Below are 17,857 nucleotides of genomic sequence, written 5' to 3' on the forward strand. Positions count from 1 at the left end.
CATCATCCTTATCTCATCTTTTTAGACAAGCTATGATGAAAACAAGAATATATGATTAGTTTTTACATTTCGCTCACAAAAAGAAAAACTTGTGGTGCATACCGTATGTCATCATTGGCATGTACCACAAGCGAATAGATATGATTTATTTTACTAATAAATGATCAATATGATCAAAGAAGCTTGGATATGAAACAGCAATAGCATCTGGCTGATAGAGTTCTATATCCCCGTCTGAAATTAGTGAAGCAATGGACAGCATCATACCAATACGATGATCACCATAGCTCTCGACAGTTCCTCCCGATAGAGAAGTTTGACCTTCAATAATCATCCCATCATCAGTTGCTTCAATATTTGCACCTAGTTTTTTCAACTCATTCACAACTGTATCAATACGATTCGTTTCTTTTACTTTTAATTCTTGCGCATCTTTAATAATCGTTTTCCCGGTAGCTTGTGTCGAAAGTAGGGCAATAATTGGTATTTCATCAATTAATCTCGGAATCTTATCTCCGTCAATTGTCACACCTTTAAGTTCAGATGTTTCAATAAAGATATCACCCGTAGGCTCCTCGTGACCGTTACTCTCATAAGGCTCAATCGTCATTTTTGCACCCATTTCTTTTAGTACATCAATGATACCTGTTCTTGTTGGATTTAAACCCACATTTTTAAGGACGATTTTACTATTAGGTACGATAGCTCCTGCTGCTAGGAAAAAGGCAGCTGAGGAAATATCTCCTGGTACAATAAGATTCGTTGCTGTAAATGACTGACCACCTTCAACTGAAATCGTTCCATTATCATTTGAAACATTTCCACTGAAGGCATGAATCATTCTTTCTGTATGATCTCTCGTTTTTTCAGGTTCAATAATCTTTGTTGTCCCTTTTGCTTGTAATCCAGCAAGGATGATGGCAGATTTCACTTGAGCACTAGCTACTGGTAAAGTGTAGGTGATTGATTCAAGCTCACCACCAGTAACAGATAAGGGAGTGAACTCACCTGATTGACGTCCCTCTATTTTAGCACCCATCTCCTTTAAGGGTCCAACCACTCTTGTCATAGGACGTTTACCAATGGACGAATCACCGATTAAAACACTATGAAAAGGGCGCCCAGAAAGGATACCCATAATGAGACGAATGGTTGTTCCTGAATTACCGACATCAAGCACTTCTTCTGGTTCTTTTAGGGCGTCAATACCTTCACCATGAATAATAACTGTTTGATCTTCATGCTCTATTTTAACACCAAGTTTTCTAAAACAAGCAATTGTACTAAGGCAATCTTCACCAGCTAAAAAATTCTTAACGACTGTTTTACCTTTTGCAATTGAACCGAACATAATCGACCGATGAGAAATCGATTTATCACCAGGGATATGAATCTCACCAGATAATCCATTATGTGTAAAATTCAAATTCTTTACACTCACACTTAATCACCCTTTTTTTTTTAACATAGTTACATGCCAATTGTATGTTCAAAAGATGTTTGTCTATTTATGCAATCTATTGCACGATCACGATCCTCTTCTGTTTGAAAGCTAATCACAAGCACGCCAGTTATTTCTTCTCTCGTTTCTCTAATACTAATATTTGTGATACTAATCTCTTCTTTTGCTAAATAACCAGTAATTTCCGAAATGACCCCTGGATAATCAGGGACATCGACAAATAGGTCATAAAAGGCCGGAATGGCTCCTTTTTGTTTTTGTGGCATTTCATCACGAAAGGTTTTGGCAGATTGAAAATATTGATAGATCTCTTCATTATCCGCAGTAGTAAGCATATCATAGACATAGTTCATTTCTTTTTTCCAGTCTTCTAATAAACCTAATAACACCTCATTATTTTGCAAGAGTATATCACGCCACATCGCTGGGCTACTAGAAGCAATTCTTGTGATATCCCTAAAACCACCTGCAGCAAGACGAGGAATGAGCTTTTGTGTTTGACTACTCTCTTCTGCTCGACGAACGAGAGAAGCAGCAATAATATGCGGGAAATGACTAATCACACCTGTTAAGTAATCGTGCTCATGTGGTGTCACTGTAATAAACTTAGCATTTGTACTTGTCAGCCACTCTTTTAAACGATCGATTTTCTCTTCCGTAATATGTGGTTCAGGTGTTAAAAGATAGAAGGCATTCTCAAATAAAAGTCGTCTGGCTGCAGATACACCACTCTTATGTGAACCGGCCATCGGATGACCGCCAATGAATGTAAAACCTTTTTGTTTTAAATAATTGGCAGATGATATAATTTCTTTCTTCGTACTTCCCGCATCGGTTATAATTACATCTCTTTTAAGATTCATGTGTGCGAGTTCTTCTACTATTCTTTTTGTCTCATTTACTGGTGTAGCAATAATAATCAGGTCAGCCTTCTCAGCACCTTCACGAATAGTTGAAACTGACTCATCAATTACACCCAGCATCTTACCGAGTTTTAACTGTTCTTTATTTACATCATAACCGCTACATTTGGCTTCAAGATGAGTATGCTTAATTGAAAGTGCAATAGAACCACCGATTAATCCTAGACCAATAACAAATACTTGTCCATTCATGTTTTAACACACCTCTTGTTAGAAAACTCATTGATTGACGAAGGTATGAGGGTAAACTATTAAATAGAAAAACACCACTACCCTACAAATACTTTTTCGTGTAAAACAATTTCAGAGACGAATTTCGCCTCTGAAATAAAAAATTCCTAATTAAGATACTGTCTTGATTTCAGATAGAAATTGAGACATCGCTTGTATAACACCGTCATTTTGTTCCTTTGATCCAACTGTTACGCGAACAGCTGTAGGAAACCCTAAGGCTTGACCCGATCTAACAATATAGCCCTTTTCTAATAGTGATTGAAACACGCGATTTCCCTCCACAGCAAAGTCGATCAAAATAAAATTTCCTTGGGATGGGTAGTAATCTAATCCGTTTTCCTCACAAAATTGATAAAATTGCGCTAATCCACTTCGATTTTCTTGTCTACATTTTTCAATGAACACATCGTCAGATAATGCCTGTATAGCTACCTCTTGACCGAAGCGGTTGGCATTGAATGGTTCCCTGACTGGCTCTAACGCGCGAATGAGTGGTGCTTGAGCAATCCCGTAACCAATACGTAGGCTAGCAAGTCCATAAATCTTAGAGAAAGTACGAAGAGCGATGACATGTGGAAAAGCCTCAACAATTTTAATGGAATCATGATAATCTTCTGCTGTCGTATATTCACAATACGCTTCATCTAGTACAACTAATACATCTTCAGGAACTTTACTTATAAACGCCACTAGTTCATCGTTGGGAATATAGGTGCCAGTTGGGTTGTTTGGACTACAAACCCAAATGATTGCTGTTTGCTCATCAATTTGCGCTAACATATTCTCTAGATCATGTTGCCCTTCTTTAAGCGGTACCTCACGTACCTCCGCTCCTTCAATGATTGCATTATGTTTATATTGAGGAAAGGTTGGTGTAGCCATAACAGTATTTGTTTCAGGACTTAATAATGCACGAGAAAGCATCATAATTGTCTCATCCGAGCCATTTCCAAAGATTAATTGATCCTGACTCACACCAAGATGACTAGCTAGGGCTTCACGCAAATTTGTAGCATAGCCGTCCGGATATAAAGCAAAAAATGCAGAAGGTTGCTGAATTGCCTCTGACGCTTTTGGTGAACAACCGAAGGGATTTTCATTAGAAGCAAGTTTTGTTATTTCACTTAGGCCATATTGTTTTTTAACTTCATCTATAGATTTTCCAGGTTGGTAAGGGGTCAAATTTAATATTTGCTGCTTCCACTTCATTTTCCTCATACTCCTCTTCTTTATCTATTTAATTCTTGTTGTAAATCCGGTCGTAATGATACTGCATTTCCTAAATAAATATGAGAAATTTTTTCTTGAGCAATCTCCGTGTTCACATGCATCATTACCCGAATACATTTTGTTAAACCTTTTGGAACAGGAATTTCTCTCATACACATGACTGGCACATATGTCCATCCCTCAATTGCCCGGAGCGCCTTTGCTGGAAAGGCTTCTGTGATGTCATCTGTTACAGAAATAAATACACTTACGACAGAATGTGCGTCTATATGATTCTCCTTAATCATTTCCCGTAGCAACTGCTCGGTAGCTGCCACTATTTCTTTTTCTTCATTCTTTTCAACAGTAACCGCACCTCTCACCCCACGTATCACCTTTATCCCCCCTTATGAAAGCTTGCCAATTCTTCTAGTATGATTTCATCGGAAATATCCTCTAAAACTGGTTTCCCGATTCTGGTTAACAACACAAACTTTACTTGGCCTGCCACACTCTTTTTATCTTGTTTCATTCTTTTTAATAGTTTTTCATGACTTATATGATCGGGAATCGTGGTTGTATATCCTAAAATCTGTAACCATTGTGTGAAATCTTCTACATTAAATGAAAGATTTAATTTTTTCTGACTTAATTTAAGAGCAAAAATCATTCCAACTGCGACCGATTCACCATGCGTCCAACCGCCGTAGCCCATTTCAGCCTCAATCGCATGACCTAATGTATGACCAAAGTTTAAATATGCTCGCACACCTTTTTCTTTTTCATCCGCTGCGACAAACTCTCCTTTTATTTCTATGCCTCTTGTTAAAAAGGATGAAAGTAACGTAGGAGAAAGTTCTTCTAGCGTATGGAGTTCACTACGCATCTGTGCATAAAACACTTCATCATGAATGAGTCCATGCTTAATTACTTCAGCGAACCCTGAGCGTTTTTCTTGCAAGGATAGTGATTGCAAAAATTCTAAATCATAAAAAACTGCTTCCGGCTGATGAAAAGAACCAATCATATTCTTTCCTAAAGGATGATTGATGGCTACTTTACCACCTACTGCACTATCGTGAGCAAGAATGGTAGTTGGTATCTGTATAAAAGGGATACCTCTCATGAATGTAGAAGCAACAAACCCTGCCAAGTCACCAATTGCCCCTCCACCTATTGCAATAATAAGCGATTTTCTATCGAGCTTTTTCTCAAGTAAAAAGCCGGTAATGTCATAATAGACATCAAAAGTCTTGGCATTTTCTCCGCTAGGTGCAATGTAAACGGAGAAGGGCAGCTCACTAAAAGCTGCCTTTAAGTCGTTCCAATAAATATCCGCTACCTTTTCATCAATAATGATGCCAATATTGGTGACTTCCTTCATATTTTCTTGAATGAATGCTTGTACACCATGAATAGCACCGCTACCAATAACGACTGGATAAGAGTGATGTTGAGTTGAAATTTGCAGCTGCACCATCTTTAAAACTCCTTTGCATACCGTTTTTGATCGGCAATTATATCCTTTAACGTCTCAAAGCGATCTGCATAGAATTGTTCAACAATCGCGCTTGCTAACTCCCAAGCAATTACATGCTCTGCCACTACTGCCGCCGCTGGTACTGCACAACTATCTGAACGTTCAATACTAGCATTAAAAGGCTCTTTCGTATCAATATCTACACTTTCTAATGGTTTATATAGTGTTGGTATAGGTTTCATTACACCTTTAACAACAATCGGCATACCAGTTGTCATGCCTCCTTCAAAACCACCAAGATTATTCGTTTTACGATAATAACCTTTCTCCTCACTCCAAGCAATCTCATCATGTACTTGACTACCTGGCTTTCTAGCGGCTTCAAAGCCAATACCAAATTCAACACCTTTAAAGGCATTTATACTCAACATCGCATAAGCAAGTTTTGCATCTAGTTTACGATCATAATGAACATAACTACCAACTCCCGAAGGCATACCTTCTACAACTACTTCAACGACACCACCAATAGAATCACCATTCTTCTTGGCATTGTCAATCGCTACCATCATCTCTTCTGCTGCTACACTGTCTAAACAACGAACTGGAGACTCTTCAGTTATTGTTTTTAATTCTTCCATTGAAGAATAACTTTTCACATTTGAGACGATTCCACCGATCTCCACAACATGCCCCACAACTTCAATGCCTAAAGATGATAATAACTTTTTCGCTACAGCACCCGCTGCAACTCTCACTGTTGTTTCTCGAGCTGATGAGCGCTCTAATACATTTCTCATATCTCTATGACCGTATTTTACAGCACCATTTAAGTCCGCATGACCAGGTCTCGGTCTTGTTATTTTTCTTTTTACTTCTTCTAATTCCTCCGGTTCAATTGGTGCTTGCCCCATAATCTTAGTCCAATGCTTCCAATCATCGTTCTCAACGACAAGGCCAACCGGTGATCCTAATGTATATCCATGTCTAACGCCGGATGTAATCTGAACAGTATCTTTTTCAATTTGCATTCTACGGCCACGACCATATCCTTTTTGCCTTCTTGCAAGTGACTCATTAATATCTGTTTCTAGTAATGGCAACCCTGCAGGCAAGCCTTCAATAATTGTTGTTAATTGGGGTCCATGTGATTCCCCAGAAGTTAAATATCTCATTACTCTTTCCCCCTTCAACGCTTTAAAGGATTATGTATCAATATAACATATGAACATCTATAAACATAGTATAAATTTAAAAATAATCTTTTATTTCTATAAAAATTATGTAACTAGTTAGGTTGAAAAGCCTATTTATTTTATTAACGGCAGTCCGCTTGTCTTTTTATAAAAAAAAGATTGCTGATTTTTCAAGTCATATAGAGAGGGATTAAATATTTGTTCCGTACTTCCGACAAATAAGTAACCACCATTTTTAAGTGCTTTACTAAATTTGCTATAAATCATTGCTTTTGCTTCTTCGGTAAAATAAATAAGGACATTTCGACAAATAATTAAGTCATAGTCTTTTAAAAAAGAATCGGCAAGTAAATTTTGCTTTTGGAAGACTACTGTTTGTTTAATCTCATCTGATAGAATATATTGTTTTCCTTCTTGAAAAAAATACTTCTTTTTCATTTCATCAGGTATCTCCTGAAGAGAACGTTCATGGTAAATGCCTGTTTTCGCTCTCAGTAGTGCAGATTCATCAATATCAGTAGCAAAAATTCGGATTTTTGAAAGAGGTAAATATTTAGATAAGATCATCGCTAGTGTGTATGGCTCCTCTCCTGTTGAACAGGCAGCACTCCATAGCTTCAATGGCTCTTTCTTCTGTAACAATGGAGGTAGTATTTCTTTTTCTAACACTTCCCACCTCTTTCGATTTCGGTAAAACTCAGAGACATTAATCGTCATACGATCTAAAAACTCAGCCAACAGCTTTTTGTCTTTAACCATCGCAAGATATAACTGGTTAAAAGATGTATACCCCTTTTTATCATAGAAAGCTTGGAGTCGCCTTTTCATTTGTGTTTCTTTATATTGAGCCAAATCAATACCCGTATATTGTTTAACCTTTTCAATAAATTGCTCATATTCATGTTCGTACATGAGGTGTACACCTCCCTTATAAAGCTACATTTTCTATCTAGTATAAAACAAAAGTGCAAATAATGTTGAAATTTTTTTGAATTGCCGTAAATAATTCGATCTACTTTATAAAAAGTATACAAAAGGTCAACGGAGAGTTTATCATTTTCTCTCTACTCTTGATAAAGCAGCTTAATGAATTGTCCTTAACGACTTTGCTCAGCTTTCTTTTTTCTCTTCATGGATGCGTTATTCCCTTTGGCACGCTATCTTTTTCGTTTTTTAATCCAGACGGATGCGTAATACCATTTTGCTACGCCATCTTTCTCTTTTTCACTCCAGATGGACGCGCTAATCCCTTCTCCTCAACTGTATATAAACACCAAAATTATTAGAGCCATTATTTAAGCAAAAAAACGCCTGGCAATTGCCAGACGTTTTTAGAGTGAATAGATTAGTTAGACCAATCGTTAATTAACTTTTTGTATTCGACAATCTGCTCTTCTTTAAAGAACAGACCGATTTCACGTTCTGCACTTTCTTTTGAGTCTGAACCATGAATAACATTCTTACCAACAGTTACTGCGAAATCGCCACGGATAGAGCCTGGTACAGCATCTTTAGGGTTAGTTGCACCCATCATTTGACGAGCTGTGGCAATCACATTTTCACCTTCCCAAACCATTGCAAAAACGGGTCCAGAAGTAATGAAGTCTACTAATTCACCAAAGAAAGGACGCTCTTTATGCTCTCCATAATGCTCTTCTGCAAGCTCAGTAGGAATACTCATTAACTTTGCGCCTTTTAGTTGGAAGCCTTTCTTTTCAAAACGAGAAACGATTTCTCCAATTAAATTACGTTGTACACCATCTGGTTTAACCATTAAAAAAGTTTGTTCCATTTTCAAACACTCCTCTTGCTCTATGTATTATTTATCATCCATAATCCATCAAAAATATTATCATTGTTTTGACAATTTAGCAACTTCCAATTGATAAAATGACAGTTTCGATTAAAACTTTCTTTTACCAATTGTTTTCGCAATATCTCGCAGTAAATTTTTTGCGCGGTTTTGTGGAAGCTCAGCAATCAATTTTAGCGCTTTTTCAAGGTATAATTCACTTAATGTTAGGCTACGATCAATCGCATCGGAATTTTTTATCAATTCTAATGCTCGCTCAATTTCTGCTTCTGTTGAATGGTCAGTTATTTTTACTAAATTGTCTTTAATAGCAGGTGTTTCCATAGCAAGTAATACAGGTAAAGTAATATTCCCTTGCTTCAAATCACCACCAGCAGGTTTCCCTAGCTCTTTTTCTGTCCCCACAAAATCAAGCACATCATCAATAATTTGATAACTCATTCCAATATAATAACCTATAAAATATAACTTTTTATGTAACTCATCCTCTACATCAGCTGCGATCGCTCCTAATTGACAGCTCGCTGCAATGAGGATAGCGGTTTTTCTTCTAATTCGACGTAAGTATTTTCGCAAATTTTGATTAAATTGAAATTTATCCTCAATCTGTTCAATTTCACCTAAACATAATTCCACAAGCGTATGAGCTAAAATTTGGTGCGCAATCGGCTTATTAATGTTAGAGAGAACATCCAGGGCTCTCGCAAAAATATAATCACCGGTATACATAGCAATCCGGTTATCCCACCTAGATTTAATTGTCGGCTGTCCGCGACGCAAATCTGCATCATCAATTACATCATCATGAACAAGTGACGCCATATGGATGAGTTCTAATGAAACTGCTACATTTTTTATGTTATTAATATCATAGTTGCCAAATTTACCACCAAGTAAAACAAATACTGGTCGTAATCTTTTTCCACCAGCCTGTAATAATGAAAGGGATGCCTCATGAAGCAAAGGCGATTCAGCCTGTATAGTGTCCTCTAATTCTTTTTCAATAATATTGATGTCAGCATTCAAAAAAGAATAGATCATCTTTAATTTCATATCGATACTCACCCAGCTTTAAATCCTTCATGCACATTCATACTTGTCAATGATGAATTACATTTCAGAACAAATTATTATTTATGTCCAATATGGACCGCCGCTACGCCACCAGTATATGGCTTATACTCAACATCACGAAAACCTGCTTTTTTAAACATTCCCGCTAATTCTTTTATACCAGGAAAATCTTTAGCAGACTCTTGTAACCATGAATATTCCTCATAGCTTTTTGCAAAGATTTTACCAAATGCCGGCATAATAAAACGGAAATAAAAACGGTAGCCTTGTTTAAAGCCAATCATTGTTGGTTGAGAAGTTTCTAAGCAAACAGCTATCCCACCAGGCTTCACTACACGATACATTTCCTTTAAGACTTGCATATAATCAGGAACATTCCGTAAGCCGAATCCGATTGTTACATAGTCAAAGCTATTATCAGGGTATGGTAATTCCATCGCGTTTCCATGGACTAATTCTATGTTCTTGATTGGGTGGTTGCTCACCTTCTCTTCACCAATCTTAAGCATATTTTTGCTAAAATCTAAACCAATGACTTCCCCATTTTCACCTACAGCTTCTGATAATGCTATCGTCCAATCGCCCGTTCCACAACAAATATCGAGCGCTTTTGCCCCAGGCTTTACATCCATTCGTTTCATCGTATCTTTCCGCCAGCGCAGGTGCTGTTGAAAACTAATGACTGAGTTCATCTTATCGTAATTACCATATATTTTTTCAAATACTTTATGCACACGTTCTTCTTTCGATTGTACCATGTATTTAACCTTCCTCTACAAATGATTGAACAGCTTCTTGTTGCTGGCTTTTCATCCATTTTAGTTTTTCTCTAAATAGCTCTGTATGTTCGCATTTATCAATGGATTGCTCAATTTCTTTAAAGGATAAGGAGACGTATTTATCACAAATATGAATAAGACTTTGTTTATTATTATGCAAAGTAAATGGTACACTTTGCTCTGTCTCAAATAATTTAGATAAAGCGTCAAATAAAATGGACGGTTTACCAGCTAAAAATTGCTTTTTCTCGAGTAACACTCTATTAATAAAAACAAGATTTGCTGCTAATTCACCAAGCTCACCTCTATTGTAAAAGTGAGTAATACGATCAAATAAAGAGGACTCCGTCTTTTTTAAAGACTCCATTAACGATTCTACAGTAACTCTGGCATGGCTATAAACAGAAACTTTATGTTCATTTACTTCCATAATTCCTTCAGCTAAAGTACGTATCATAAAAATATCATCTATTTCAGCTAAAATTTGGTAGTATAATCCACTATAATAAGTTCCTGCTAAAATGGTGAGCTGCCTTCCCTTTAGACGCTCTAATGGAAGAGGTTCATTTTGAACGCTTTCGTGTGTATCAAGGGCGATTTGCACAAGCATGGTCGTTATGATATATTTATCTGCTTTAGATTTCGGTATTTGCAGGTTATCGACAATAAACATGATTAAAAGAAGCTTGTCTTCGTCAATATATGGTTGTTGAATGATCTTTGACATATAAGGTTGACGCGTTTTTTTCTGAAGAACTTCCTTTAAGTTCATTAATCGTGTATTCATATCTTGTAGTTTGGCGTTCTTGTTTGCATTCATTATATATTCCCCCGATACGGGCAATCCTTATGATCGACATATGAACCAATCATTTACTAAAGATTATTTATAGTAGCACTTCCCTTTTACATTGCCCAAAAAGTGACTTAATTGTTCTCCCTTAGACATAAAAAAAGCCTCTCACTTTTATAAAATCATTGCGTCCATTCCTTTTTTAAAGCTTATTTAACTTGAATGGTAGAGCGCTTGACTTCAATGATAAGCCAGTGACAATTATATCATAAAACAAAGTGACTTGTTAGGGGAATATAAAGGAAAGGCATATAAATTCATGTCAATCGATCATACCTTTAAGCTTTCTTTTCACTTTCTACTTCTCCATATGCTGTTACGATGGACGCATGCCCCCGTATTTTAATAGCAGAAGTATGCTCTGTAAATTGAGCAATCATGACTTCTCCCTCATCTAATTTCTCCGAATGATGAAACCTCGTGTCTGAGCCTCTTGTTAAACCAATCACATTTACGCCATCTTCTTTTGCTTTAATGACGACATATTCATTGCCAGGATTTGTTCTCTCCATTTGAGTCACCTCTATCCTATTACCCTTTTATAAATGACAACACTTCTGCTCTTGTATTTCCATCTTCCGCAAAAACACCTCTAACCGCAGAGGTGACTGTTTTACTACCAGGTTTTTTCACACCACGCATGGTCATACACATATGTTCTGCCTCTACGACTACCATCACACCATGAGGATCTAATTTATGTAATATTGCATCTGCTACTGTAGCTGTAATGCGCTCTTGAAGTTGCGGTCTTCTTGCAACAGTTTCTACAGCCCTTGCTAACTTGCTTAATCCCGTCACCTTACCATTTCTAGGAATATAAGCAACATGCGCCTTCCCAAAGAATGGGACAAGATGATGTTCACACATTGAAAAGAATGGAATATCTTTTACAAGGACAAGTTCTTCATGGTCTTCACCAAAAACGGTTTCAAAATATTCTTCAGGGTCCTGGTGTATGCCCGAAAACACCTCTTCATACATTTTTGCTACTCTTTTTGGTGTATCTAATAACCCCTCTCGGTTCGGATCTTCTCCAATAGCGTCTAATATAAGCCTTACAGCTTCTTCAATTTGAGCGCGATTTACTTCTGACATTCAGCTACCTCCTATTACGGAACTATAAACTATTATCTTACATGCTAGCATAATTATTTCCTAACAGACAAAAAGTTATAGAAAAATAAAGGATAAACTTTCTTCCTTTTAGGATACTATTATATAAATGAACACAAGTACCGTCAAACTCCTATGATGGTTTTGAGAAAGAAATCTATATGTTAAGTACAAATAGTAGTAAAAAACATAGTTTTTTATAACTCATTCATAAAATGGTCATTCACTTGATATGGTGGAATGTGCATTGATTTTGTAAAGAGAATGAAGATCAAGAATCATTCATTTTGTTGTAAGTCAGTTATTGGGGTCTTCTTAATCATTTAACGAAGAGAAAAAAATCCGTAGTCTTTAGCCCCTTTACCTTTGTGGATTGCACTACTGTTGTATGGGACTAGGCAATATTTGAAATTAATCGTAAATTTATAAGAAAAACCGCGAAAAAATTCGCGGTTTTTCCTTAAGCAATTAATTATGTAATTAATTACTTTACTGCATCTTTAAGCGCTTTTCCTGGTTTGAAAGCAGGAACTTTGCTTGCAGCGATTTCGATTTCTTCGCCAGTTTGTGGGTTGCGGCCTTTACGTGCTGCACGTTCACGAACTTCAAAGTTACCAAAACCAATTAGTTGTACTTTATCACCATTTTTAAGTGCATCAAGCACTGTATCGAAAACAGCATCAACTGCTTTAGTAGCATCTTTCTTAGAAAGCTCGCTAGCTTCTGCAACTGCATTAATTAGTTCAGTTTTGTTCATTACTTTCACCTCCTCCCAAAAAATATCGTAAACCCAGTAAAATAAAGATTCCTTACATTCATTTGTAAACAAAATTACTGAATTCTATACGTTGTAACGCATTTTTGTTGAAGCAGAAACTTATCATATCTCAAAAAAAGAAGAATTTCAACTTTTTTGATGCAAAAAGCCTTATTTCATAAGGGTTCTTACCGTTACAACGTTAATTCTGCTTAAAAGATTATCATAATCAATTGAGCATATCAAGGATATTTCATGATTTGATGGCAATCTTTTCTTATTTGAAACAAATTTGTAATAAGGGGAGAGAAAACCCGTCAATCTAGGCTTAAAGCTTGACAAATTTGTAGAGATAAAAAATGTAAGCTCTTTCATTTTCATAGTGTAATTCTTTATAAAGAACAAACCAAAGTAACCATACTGTATTTTTATTCGTTTCTATGTTACGAAAGGTTGATTGGTCTTTTTATAGGGTAATTCAAATAAGACTTCTACCGAAATTCCACGCTTCTGTCATTTTAGATAATACTTTATTTATCAACAAAAGTATACTAATCCGTTTTATACTTTTATTACCCATAAAAAAAAGACAACTTTTCATCCGAATAGAATGAAAGTCGCCTTTTATTTCTACAAAATAATGGCAATGAGTCCCCCAGAGCCTTCGTTTATAATTCTTTCTAAAGTCTCTTTGAGTTTATATCTAGCATTCTCAGGCATCAATGATAACTTTGCTTGGATTCCTTCTCTAACAATCGAGCTAAGCGATCGACCAAAGATATCTGAATTCCAAATTGAAAGCGGATCATCTTCAAAGTCTTGCATTAAGTAACGAACTAATTCTTCACTTTGTTTCTCTGTTCCGATAATCGGAGAAAATTCAGATTCAACATCAACTTTGATCATATGAATCGACGGTGCAACAGCTTTCAAGCGTACACCGAACCTTGAGCCATGCCTTGTTATTTCAGGCTCATCTAAACTCATATCAGACAGTGATGGAGCTGCGATGCCATATCCTGTCTGTTTCACCATTCTTAGCGCATCTGAGATTTGATCATATTCTGATTTTGCATGGGCAAATTCTTGCATCAGTTCAAGAAGATGATCTTTACCACGTATTTCAACACCGACAATTTCTTTTAATACCTCATCATATAAATCATCAGGCGCATATAAATCAATTTCAGCGATCCCTTGACCCATTTCTATACCGGCTAAGCCCGCACGATCAATAAATTCGAAATCACTAAACTGATGTACAACACGATCAACATCTCTTAACCTCTTAATATCTTTGACAGTCTCTTTTACGGCTTCTTGATAACTCTCACGTAACCAATGATCTTCGTGAAGGACCATTACCCAACTTGGTAAGTTTACATTTACTTCTAAAACAGGGAATTCGTACAACGCTTCTCGCATCACGCTATATACATCAGATTCCCTCATTCCTTCTACACTCATAGCAAGTACAGGGATATCATATTTCTCTGATAGCTTCAAACGAAGGTCCTCAGTTGCCGGATGGTGTGGTTGCACACTATTGATGACCATAATAAATGGTTTTCCTACTTCTTTAAGCTCTTCAATTACTCTTTCTTCAGCCTCGATGTAGTTTGCACGAGGAATTTCTCCAATTGTACCATCGGTCGTAATGACGACACCAATTGTAGAGTGTTCTTGAATGACTTTTCTTGTACCGATTTCAGCAGCTTCGTGAAATGGAATCGGCTCCTCATACCAAGGAGTATTAATCATTCTTGGACCATTTTCATCCTCATATCCTTTTGCTCCTGGGACTGTATATCCAACACAATCGACAAGACGGATATTAACCTCCAATCCTTCATCCACATGGACATTAGCAGCTTGATTCGGCACAAACTTCGGTTCTGTAGTCATAATTGTTTTTCCTGCTGCACTTTGAGGGAGCTCATCCTGGGTACGTGCTCGATCAGCCTCATTGTCCATATTTGGGAGGACTGCTAGCTCCATGAATTTCTTAATAAATGTCGATTTTCCAGTACGGACTGCACCTACTACTCCAAAATAGATATCACCGCCTGTTCGTTCGGCAATATCTTTAAAAATATCTACCTTTTCCAAGTGATCCCCTCCTGAATCATGAGTTAGTGGGATAATATTATCCAATAATTTATATTTGTACACTATATATCTATGATGTTGTCCGATATGAATATGCCAACTTTTTAAAAAAATCCCCTTTCTCACTTTTTCTTTATGCAATCAATAGTTGCTTTTCATTATTGAATTAAAAGAGAAAAAAACCCTCCCTCTACAATATATTTTGTAGAGAGAGGGTTATGACTAATTCACTAAAAATATTGGTTCATTCTTTTTTTCATCTATTGTATACGGTAATGAATAAGATGGTACAAAAGGTGAATCTTCGACTAAATGGAAGCGTATATCATTGTTTTCAGCTTTAATATCCCCAGCCTCCATTAATTGCATTAAGTCGGTACGATAATCAACGAATACTTCTCCGTCGGTTGTCACCACATACGATAGTTCGTTACCACTAAACGGGCTAACAGCTTTCGGTTCATCATTATAACCGATTTTAGAGAAATCTAATGAGTATACATTTTCACCGATATTATCCTTATATGGTGGATATCCTTCCATGCGAATTCGGAGAGTAATATCTCTTATTTCATCAGCAATACGTAAATCAGACAATTTCACTTTCGGATCATCTTCAACATCAATCAGTACATATTGAAAAACGCCTCCAGATTCAAATGCATTGCTAGGATACTCAGCCATGTATTTTGGTACAAGTTTCTTAAAATCAATTGGATATTTTTGAAAAAGCGGTGTATCTTCTTCGGTCGTTTTTATAGGTAATAGACCACCTGTCTCATCTTGATATTGCTTGATGGCTGTTTGTACGCGATTAATTTCATCCTCGTAAGGAATTTGATTTTTTGCTCTTTCTTCTTCTGGGTACATACATCCAGATAAAAGAAGGGTAATGAGTATAAATAAGCTAGTTACATAGCTCTTTTTTTTCATATACATCAACCTTTAATTATGTATTTTCAGGGAGAAACCCCTTGCGATGTTCTATTCTGAAACGGGACCGCTAAATACGACTAGAAAAATAATGAGACCACTTACTACCATAAAACTATAGGCAAATAGAGCAGTTACCCCTTTCAATACCCCATTTTTCAACTTAAAACGACTTAAATAAATAAGTAAGATAGCAATAAACATAAAGCCCATTGAAGCAAGGGCAATCCACATTTTCATTAAACCAGGTGACATCTCATTCACTCCTTTTTCCGAATTGTATTATACCATACAGTTCGTTCGCTTTGACAGCATTATCAGATAATTTTATGTATTGCAGTAAAAGGCAAGCAATTATTGGACTACTCTAATATTCTCAATATCCATTTTAGGAATCCCCTAATTGACTTCTTATTCTCCATATTAAATGAATTGTAACATAGCAAGTAAAGTACAAAAAAATAACCGAGGAATAAGAAGGGGCTTCCTTATCCTCGGCAAATGACTAAAATACCCTATTCACCCTGTTCATTTTACCAGTTTGCTTCAAAGGCATTGTATGCAGAGGATAAGCCGCCCGTCTCCTCATATGCCTATATTTTTATAAACAGCACCAAATTATTAGTTAATCCTGATTTTGAGCCATAAAAATATCCGCAATATCTTCCATTTCATTTGTTTTTGTACGTGCCATTAGACGGTCAACTCCATCTTTAGCATCGATATCATTAAATAAAATGTCATATAGAACAGATGTTATGGGCATTTGCACATCGTATTTCTCTGCTAATTGATAGGCTGCTCTTGTTGTTCGAACGCCTTCAACAACCATACCCATATTTTCTAATACTTCGTCTAAGTTTTTGCCTTTGCCTAGAAGATTCCCTGCACGCCAGTTTCTCGAATGAGTACTTGTACAAGTCACAATTAAATCACCTATGCCAGCTAGACCTGAGAAAGTTAGCGGACTTGCGCCCATTTTTACACCTAGTCTTGTGATTTCTGCTAATCCTCTAGTTACTAGCGCAGCTTTAGCATTATCTCCATAACCAAGTCCATCTGAAATGCCAGCTGCTAATGCAATAATATTTTTTAAAGCGCCACCAATTTCAACGCCAACAATATCTGGATTAGTGTATACTCTAAAGTTTTGATTAATAAATAAATCTTGGACTTTTTCAGCTGCCTTCATATTTTTAGAGGAGACAGCTACAGTTGTCGGGTGGCGCAAACTAACTTCTTCTGCATGACTAGGCCCTGATAGTACAACCACATCTTTTAAAAGGGCTGTAGGTGTCACTTCTTCAATCATTTCGGAAATTCTTTTTGAAGTATCTGGTTCAATCCCTTTACTCACATGGACGATGGTCAACGGTTCTTTTCTCACTTCAGCTATGCTCTGTAAAACTTCTCTAATCGCTTTCGTAGGTACAGCTAAAATGATTGTTTCGATACCTTCTAATACTTGATCAAGCTTTGTATAACCTACAATATTTTTTGGTAAAGTAATCGCAGGTAAATATGCTTCATTTGTATGGTTCTCATTAATTTCTTTGATTTGTTTTTCCTTGTGACCCCATAAACGCACTTCATGGTCATTATCTGCCAGCACCATCGCAAGGGCTGTACCCCAACTTCCGGCACCAATAACAGCTATTTTATCTTTTTGACTCATCTTGCATTCACCTCATTTCAATTCATTTCGCCTATTTAAAAGAAGGAAAGGAACCGCCAATCTGAGAAAAACATTAGTCGAGCGGATGAATAGTCATTTTTTTACCTTTACTAATTGGCATATACTAAAGAACCGGTGGTCCCATAAAGCTAGAAACATAATTATGTAAGAGACAGCTTATTATGAAATGATGAGTCATCAAATCATACAGCTGTCCGCTTTTACTATGCTAATAGTGAATAGT

General features: G+C 36.6%; 18 protein-coding genes. All 18 read right to left on the reverse strand.

The features are described from left to right. Window positions 1-145 precede the first annotated feature (145 nt). Window positions 146-1,441 (reverse strand): 3-phosphoshikimate 1-carboxyvinyltransferase, encoded by a 1,296-nt coding sequence (gene aroA / locus MKY26_RS09030; protein ID WP_233435225.1) that lies wholly within the window; start codon window positions 1,439-1,441, stop codon window positions 146-148. Between the two features lie 29 nt (window positions 1,442-1,470). After that, window positions 1,471-2,577, reverse strand: coding sequence for a prephenate dehydrogenase (locus tag MKY26_RS09035; RefSeq protein ID WP_341095940.1), 1,107 nt, complete (start codon window positions 2,575-2,577; stop codon window positions 1,471-1,473). Between the two features lie 150 nt (window positions 2,578-2,727). Beyond that, window positions 2,728-3,828, reverse strand: coding sequence for a histidinol-phosphate transaminase (gene hisC, locus MKY26_RS09040; RefSeq protein ID WP_341095945.1), 1,101 nt, complete (start codon window positions 3,826-3,828; stop codon window positions 2,728-2,730). Window positions 3,829-3,848: 20 nt separating this feature from the next. Continuing rightward, window positions 3,849-4,223 carry a chorismate mutase gene (gene aroH, locus MKY26_RS09045; protein WP_095372762.1) on the reverse strand — a complete coding sequence of 125 codons (375 nt, stop codon included), beginning with the start codon at window positions 4,221-4,223 and terminating at the stop codon, window positions 3,849-3,851. A 2-nt stretch (window positions 4,224-4,225) separates the two neighbouring features. Next, window positions 4,226-5,308 (reverse strand): 3-dehydroquinate synthase, encoded by a 1,083-nt coding sequence (gene aroB / locus MKY26_RS09050; protein WP_095372761.1) that lies wholly within the window; start codon window positions 5,306-5,308, stop codon window positions 4,226-4,228. A 2-nt stretch (window positions 5,309-5,310) separates the two neighbouring features. Further along, window positions 5,311-6,483, reverse strand: coding sequence for a chorismate synthase (gene aroC / locus MKY26_RS09055; RefSeq protein ID WP_095372760.1), 1,173 nt, complete (start codon window positions 6,481-6,483; stop codon window positions 5,311-5,313). A gap of 135 nt (window positions 6,484-6,618) precedes the next feature. After that, on the reverse strand, window positions 6,619-7,416 hold the full coding sequence (locus MKY26_RS09060) for a CheR family methyltransferase (RefSeq protein ID WP_095372759.1): 798 nt from the start codon (window positions 7,414-7,416) through the stop codon (window positions 6,619-6,621). Window positions 7,417-7,849: 433 nt separating this feature from the next. Further along, complete coding sequence (gene ndk, locus MKY26_RS09065) at window positions 7,850-8,296, reverse strand: nucleoside-diphosphate kinase (RefSeq protein WP_095372758.1); 447 nt, start codon at window positions 8,294-8,296, stop codon at window positions 7,850-7,852. A gap of 111 nt (window positions 8,297-8,407) precedes the next feature. Then, complete coding sequence (hepT, locus tag MKY26_RS09070) at window positions 8,408-9,370, reverse strand: heptaprenyl diphosphate synthase component II (RefSeq protein WP_095372757.1); 963 nt, start codon at window positions 9,368-9,370, stop codon at window positions 8,408-8,410. A 77-nt stretch (window positions 9,371-9,447) separates the two neighbouring features. Further along, window positions 9,448-10,149, reverse strand: coding sequence for a demethylmenaquinone methyltransferase (locus MKY26_RS09075; RefSeq protein WP_095372756.1), 702 nt, complete (start codon window positions 10,147-10,149; stop codon window positions 9,448-9,450). Between the two features lie 4 nt (window positions 10,150-10,153). Continuing rightward, a complete protein-coding gene (locus tag MKY26_RS09080) occupies window positions 10,154-10,990 on the reverse strand; it encodes a heptaprenyl diphosphate synthase component 1 (RefSeq protein WP_095372755.1) in 837 nt (278 codons plus the stop codon). Between the two features lie 311 nt (window positions 10,991-11,301). After that, window positions 11,302-11,535 carry a trp RNA-binding attenuation protein MtrB gene (gene mtrB / locus MKY26_RS09085; RefSeq protein ID WP_095372754.1) on the reverse strand — a complete coding sequence of 78 codons (234 nt, stop codon included), beginning with the start codon at window positions 11,533-11,535 and terminating at the stop codon, window positions 11,302-11,304. Between the two features lie 19 nt (window positions 11,536-11,554). After that, window positions 11,555-12,121 (reverse strand): GTP cyclohydrolase I FolE, encoded by a 567-nt coding sequence (folE, locus tag MKY26_RS09090; protein WP_095372753.1) that lies wholly within the window; start codon window positions 12,119-12,121, stop codon window positions 11,555-11,557. A 502-nt stretch (window positions 12,122-12,623) separates the two neighbouring features. Continuing rightward, complete coding sequence (gene hbs, locus MKY26_RS09095; RefSeq protein WP_066200607.1) at window positions 12,624-12,896, reverse strand: non-specific DNA-binding protein Hbs; 273 nt, start codon at window positions 12,894-12,896, stop codon at window positions 12,624-12,626. Window positions 12,897-13,526: 630 nt separating this feature from the next. Next, entirely contained in the window at window positions 13,527-15,005 is a 1,479-nt protein-coding gene (spoIVA, locus tag MKY26_RS09100; RefSeq protein ID WP_095372751.1) for a stage IV sporulation protein A, read from the reverse strand. A 222-nt stretch (window positions 15,006-15,227) separates the two neighbouring features. Next, a complete protein-coding gene (locus MKY26_RS09105; protein ID WP_095372750.1) occupies window positions 15,228-15,938 on the reverse strand; it encodes a hypothetical protein in 711 nt (236 codons plus the stop codon). A 51-nt stretch (window positions 15,939-15,989) separates the two neighbouring features. Beyond that, a complete protein-coding gene (locus tag MKY26_RS09110) occupies window positions 15,990-16,193 on the reverse strand; it encodes a DUF2768 domain-containing protein (RefSeq protein ID WP_095372749.1) in 204 nt (67 codons plus the stop codon). Window positions 16,194-16,563: 370 nt separating this feature from the next. Beyond that, a complete protein-coding gene (locus MKY26_RS09115; protein WP_307313038.1) occupies window positions 16,564-17,613 on the reverse strand; it encodes an NAD(P)H-dependent glycerol-3-phosphate dehydrogenase in 1,050 nt (349 codons plus the stop codon). Window positions 17,614-17,857 lie beyond the last annotated feature (244 nt).

This window comes from Cytobacillus sp. FSL R7-0680 (assembly GCF_038009245.1).
GTDB lineage: Bacteria > Bacillota > Bacilli > Bacillales > Cytobacillaceae > Cytobacillus > Cytobacillus kochii.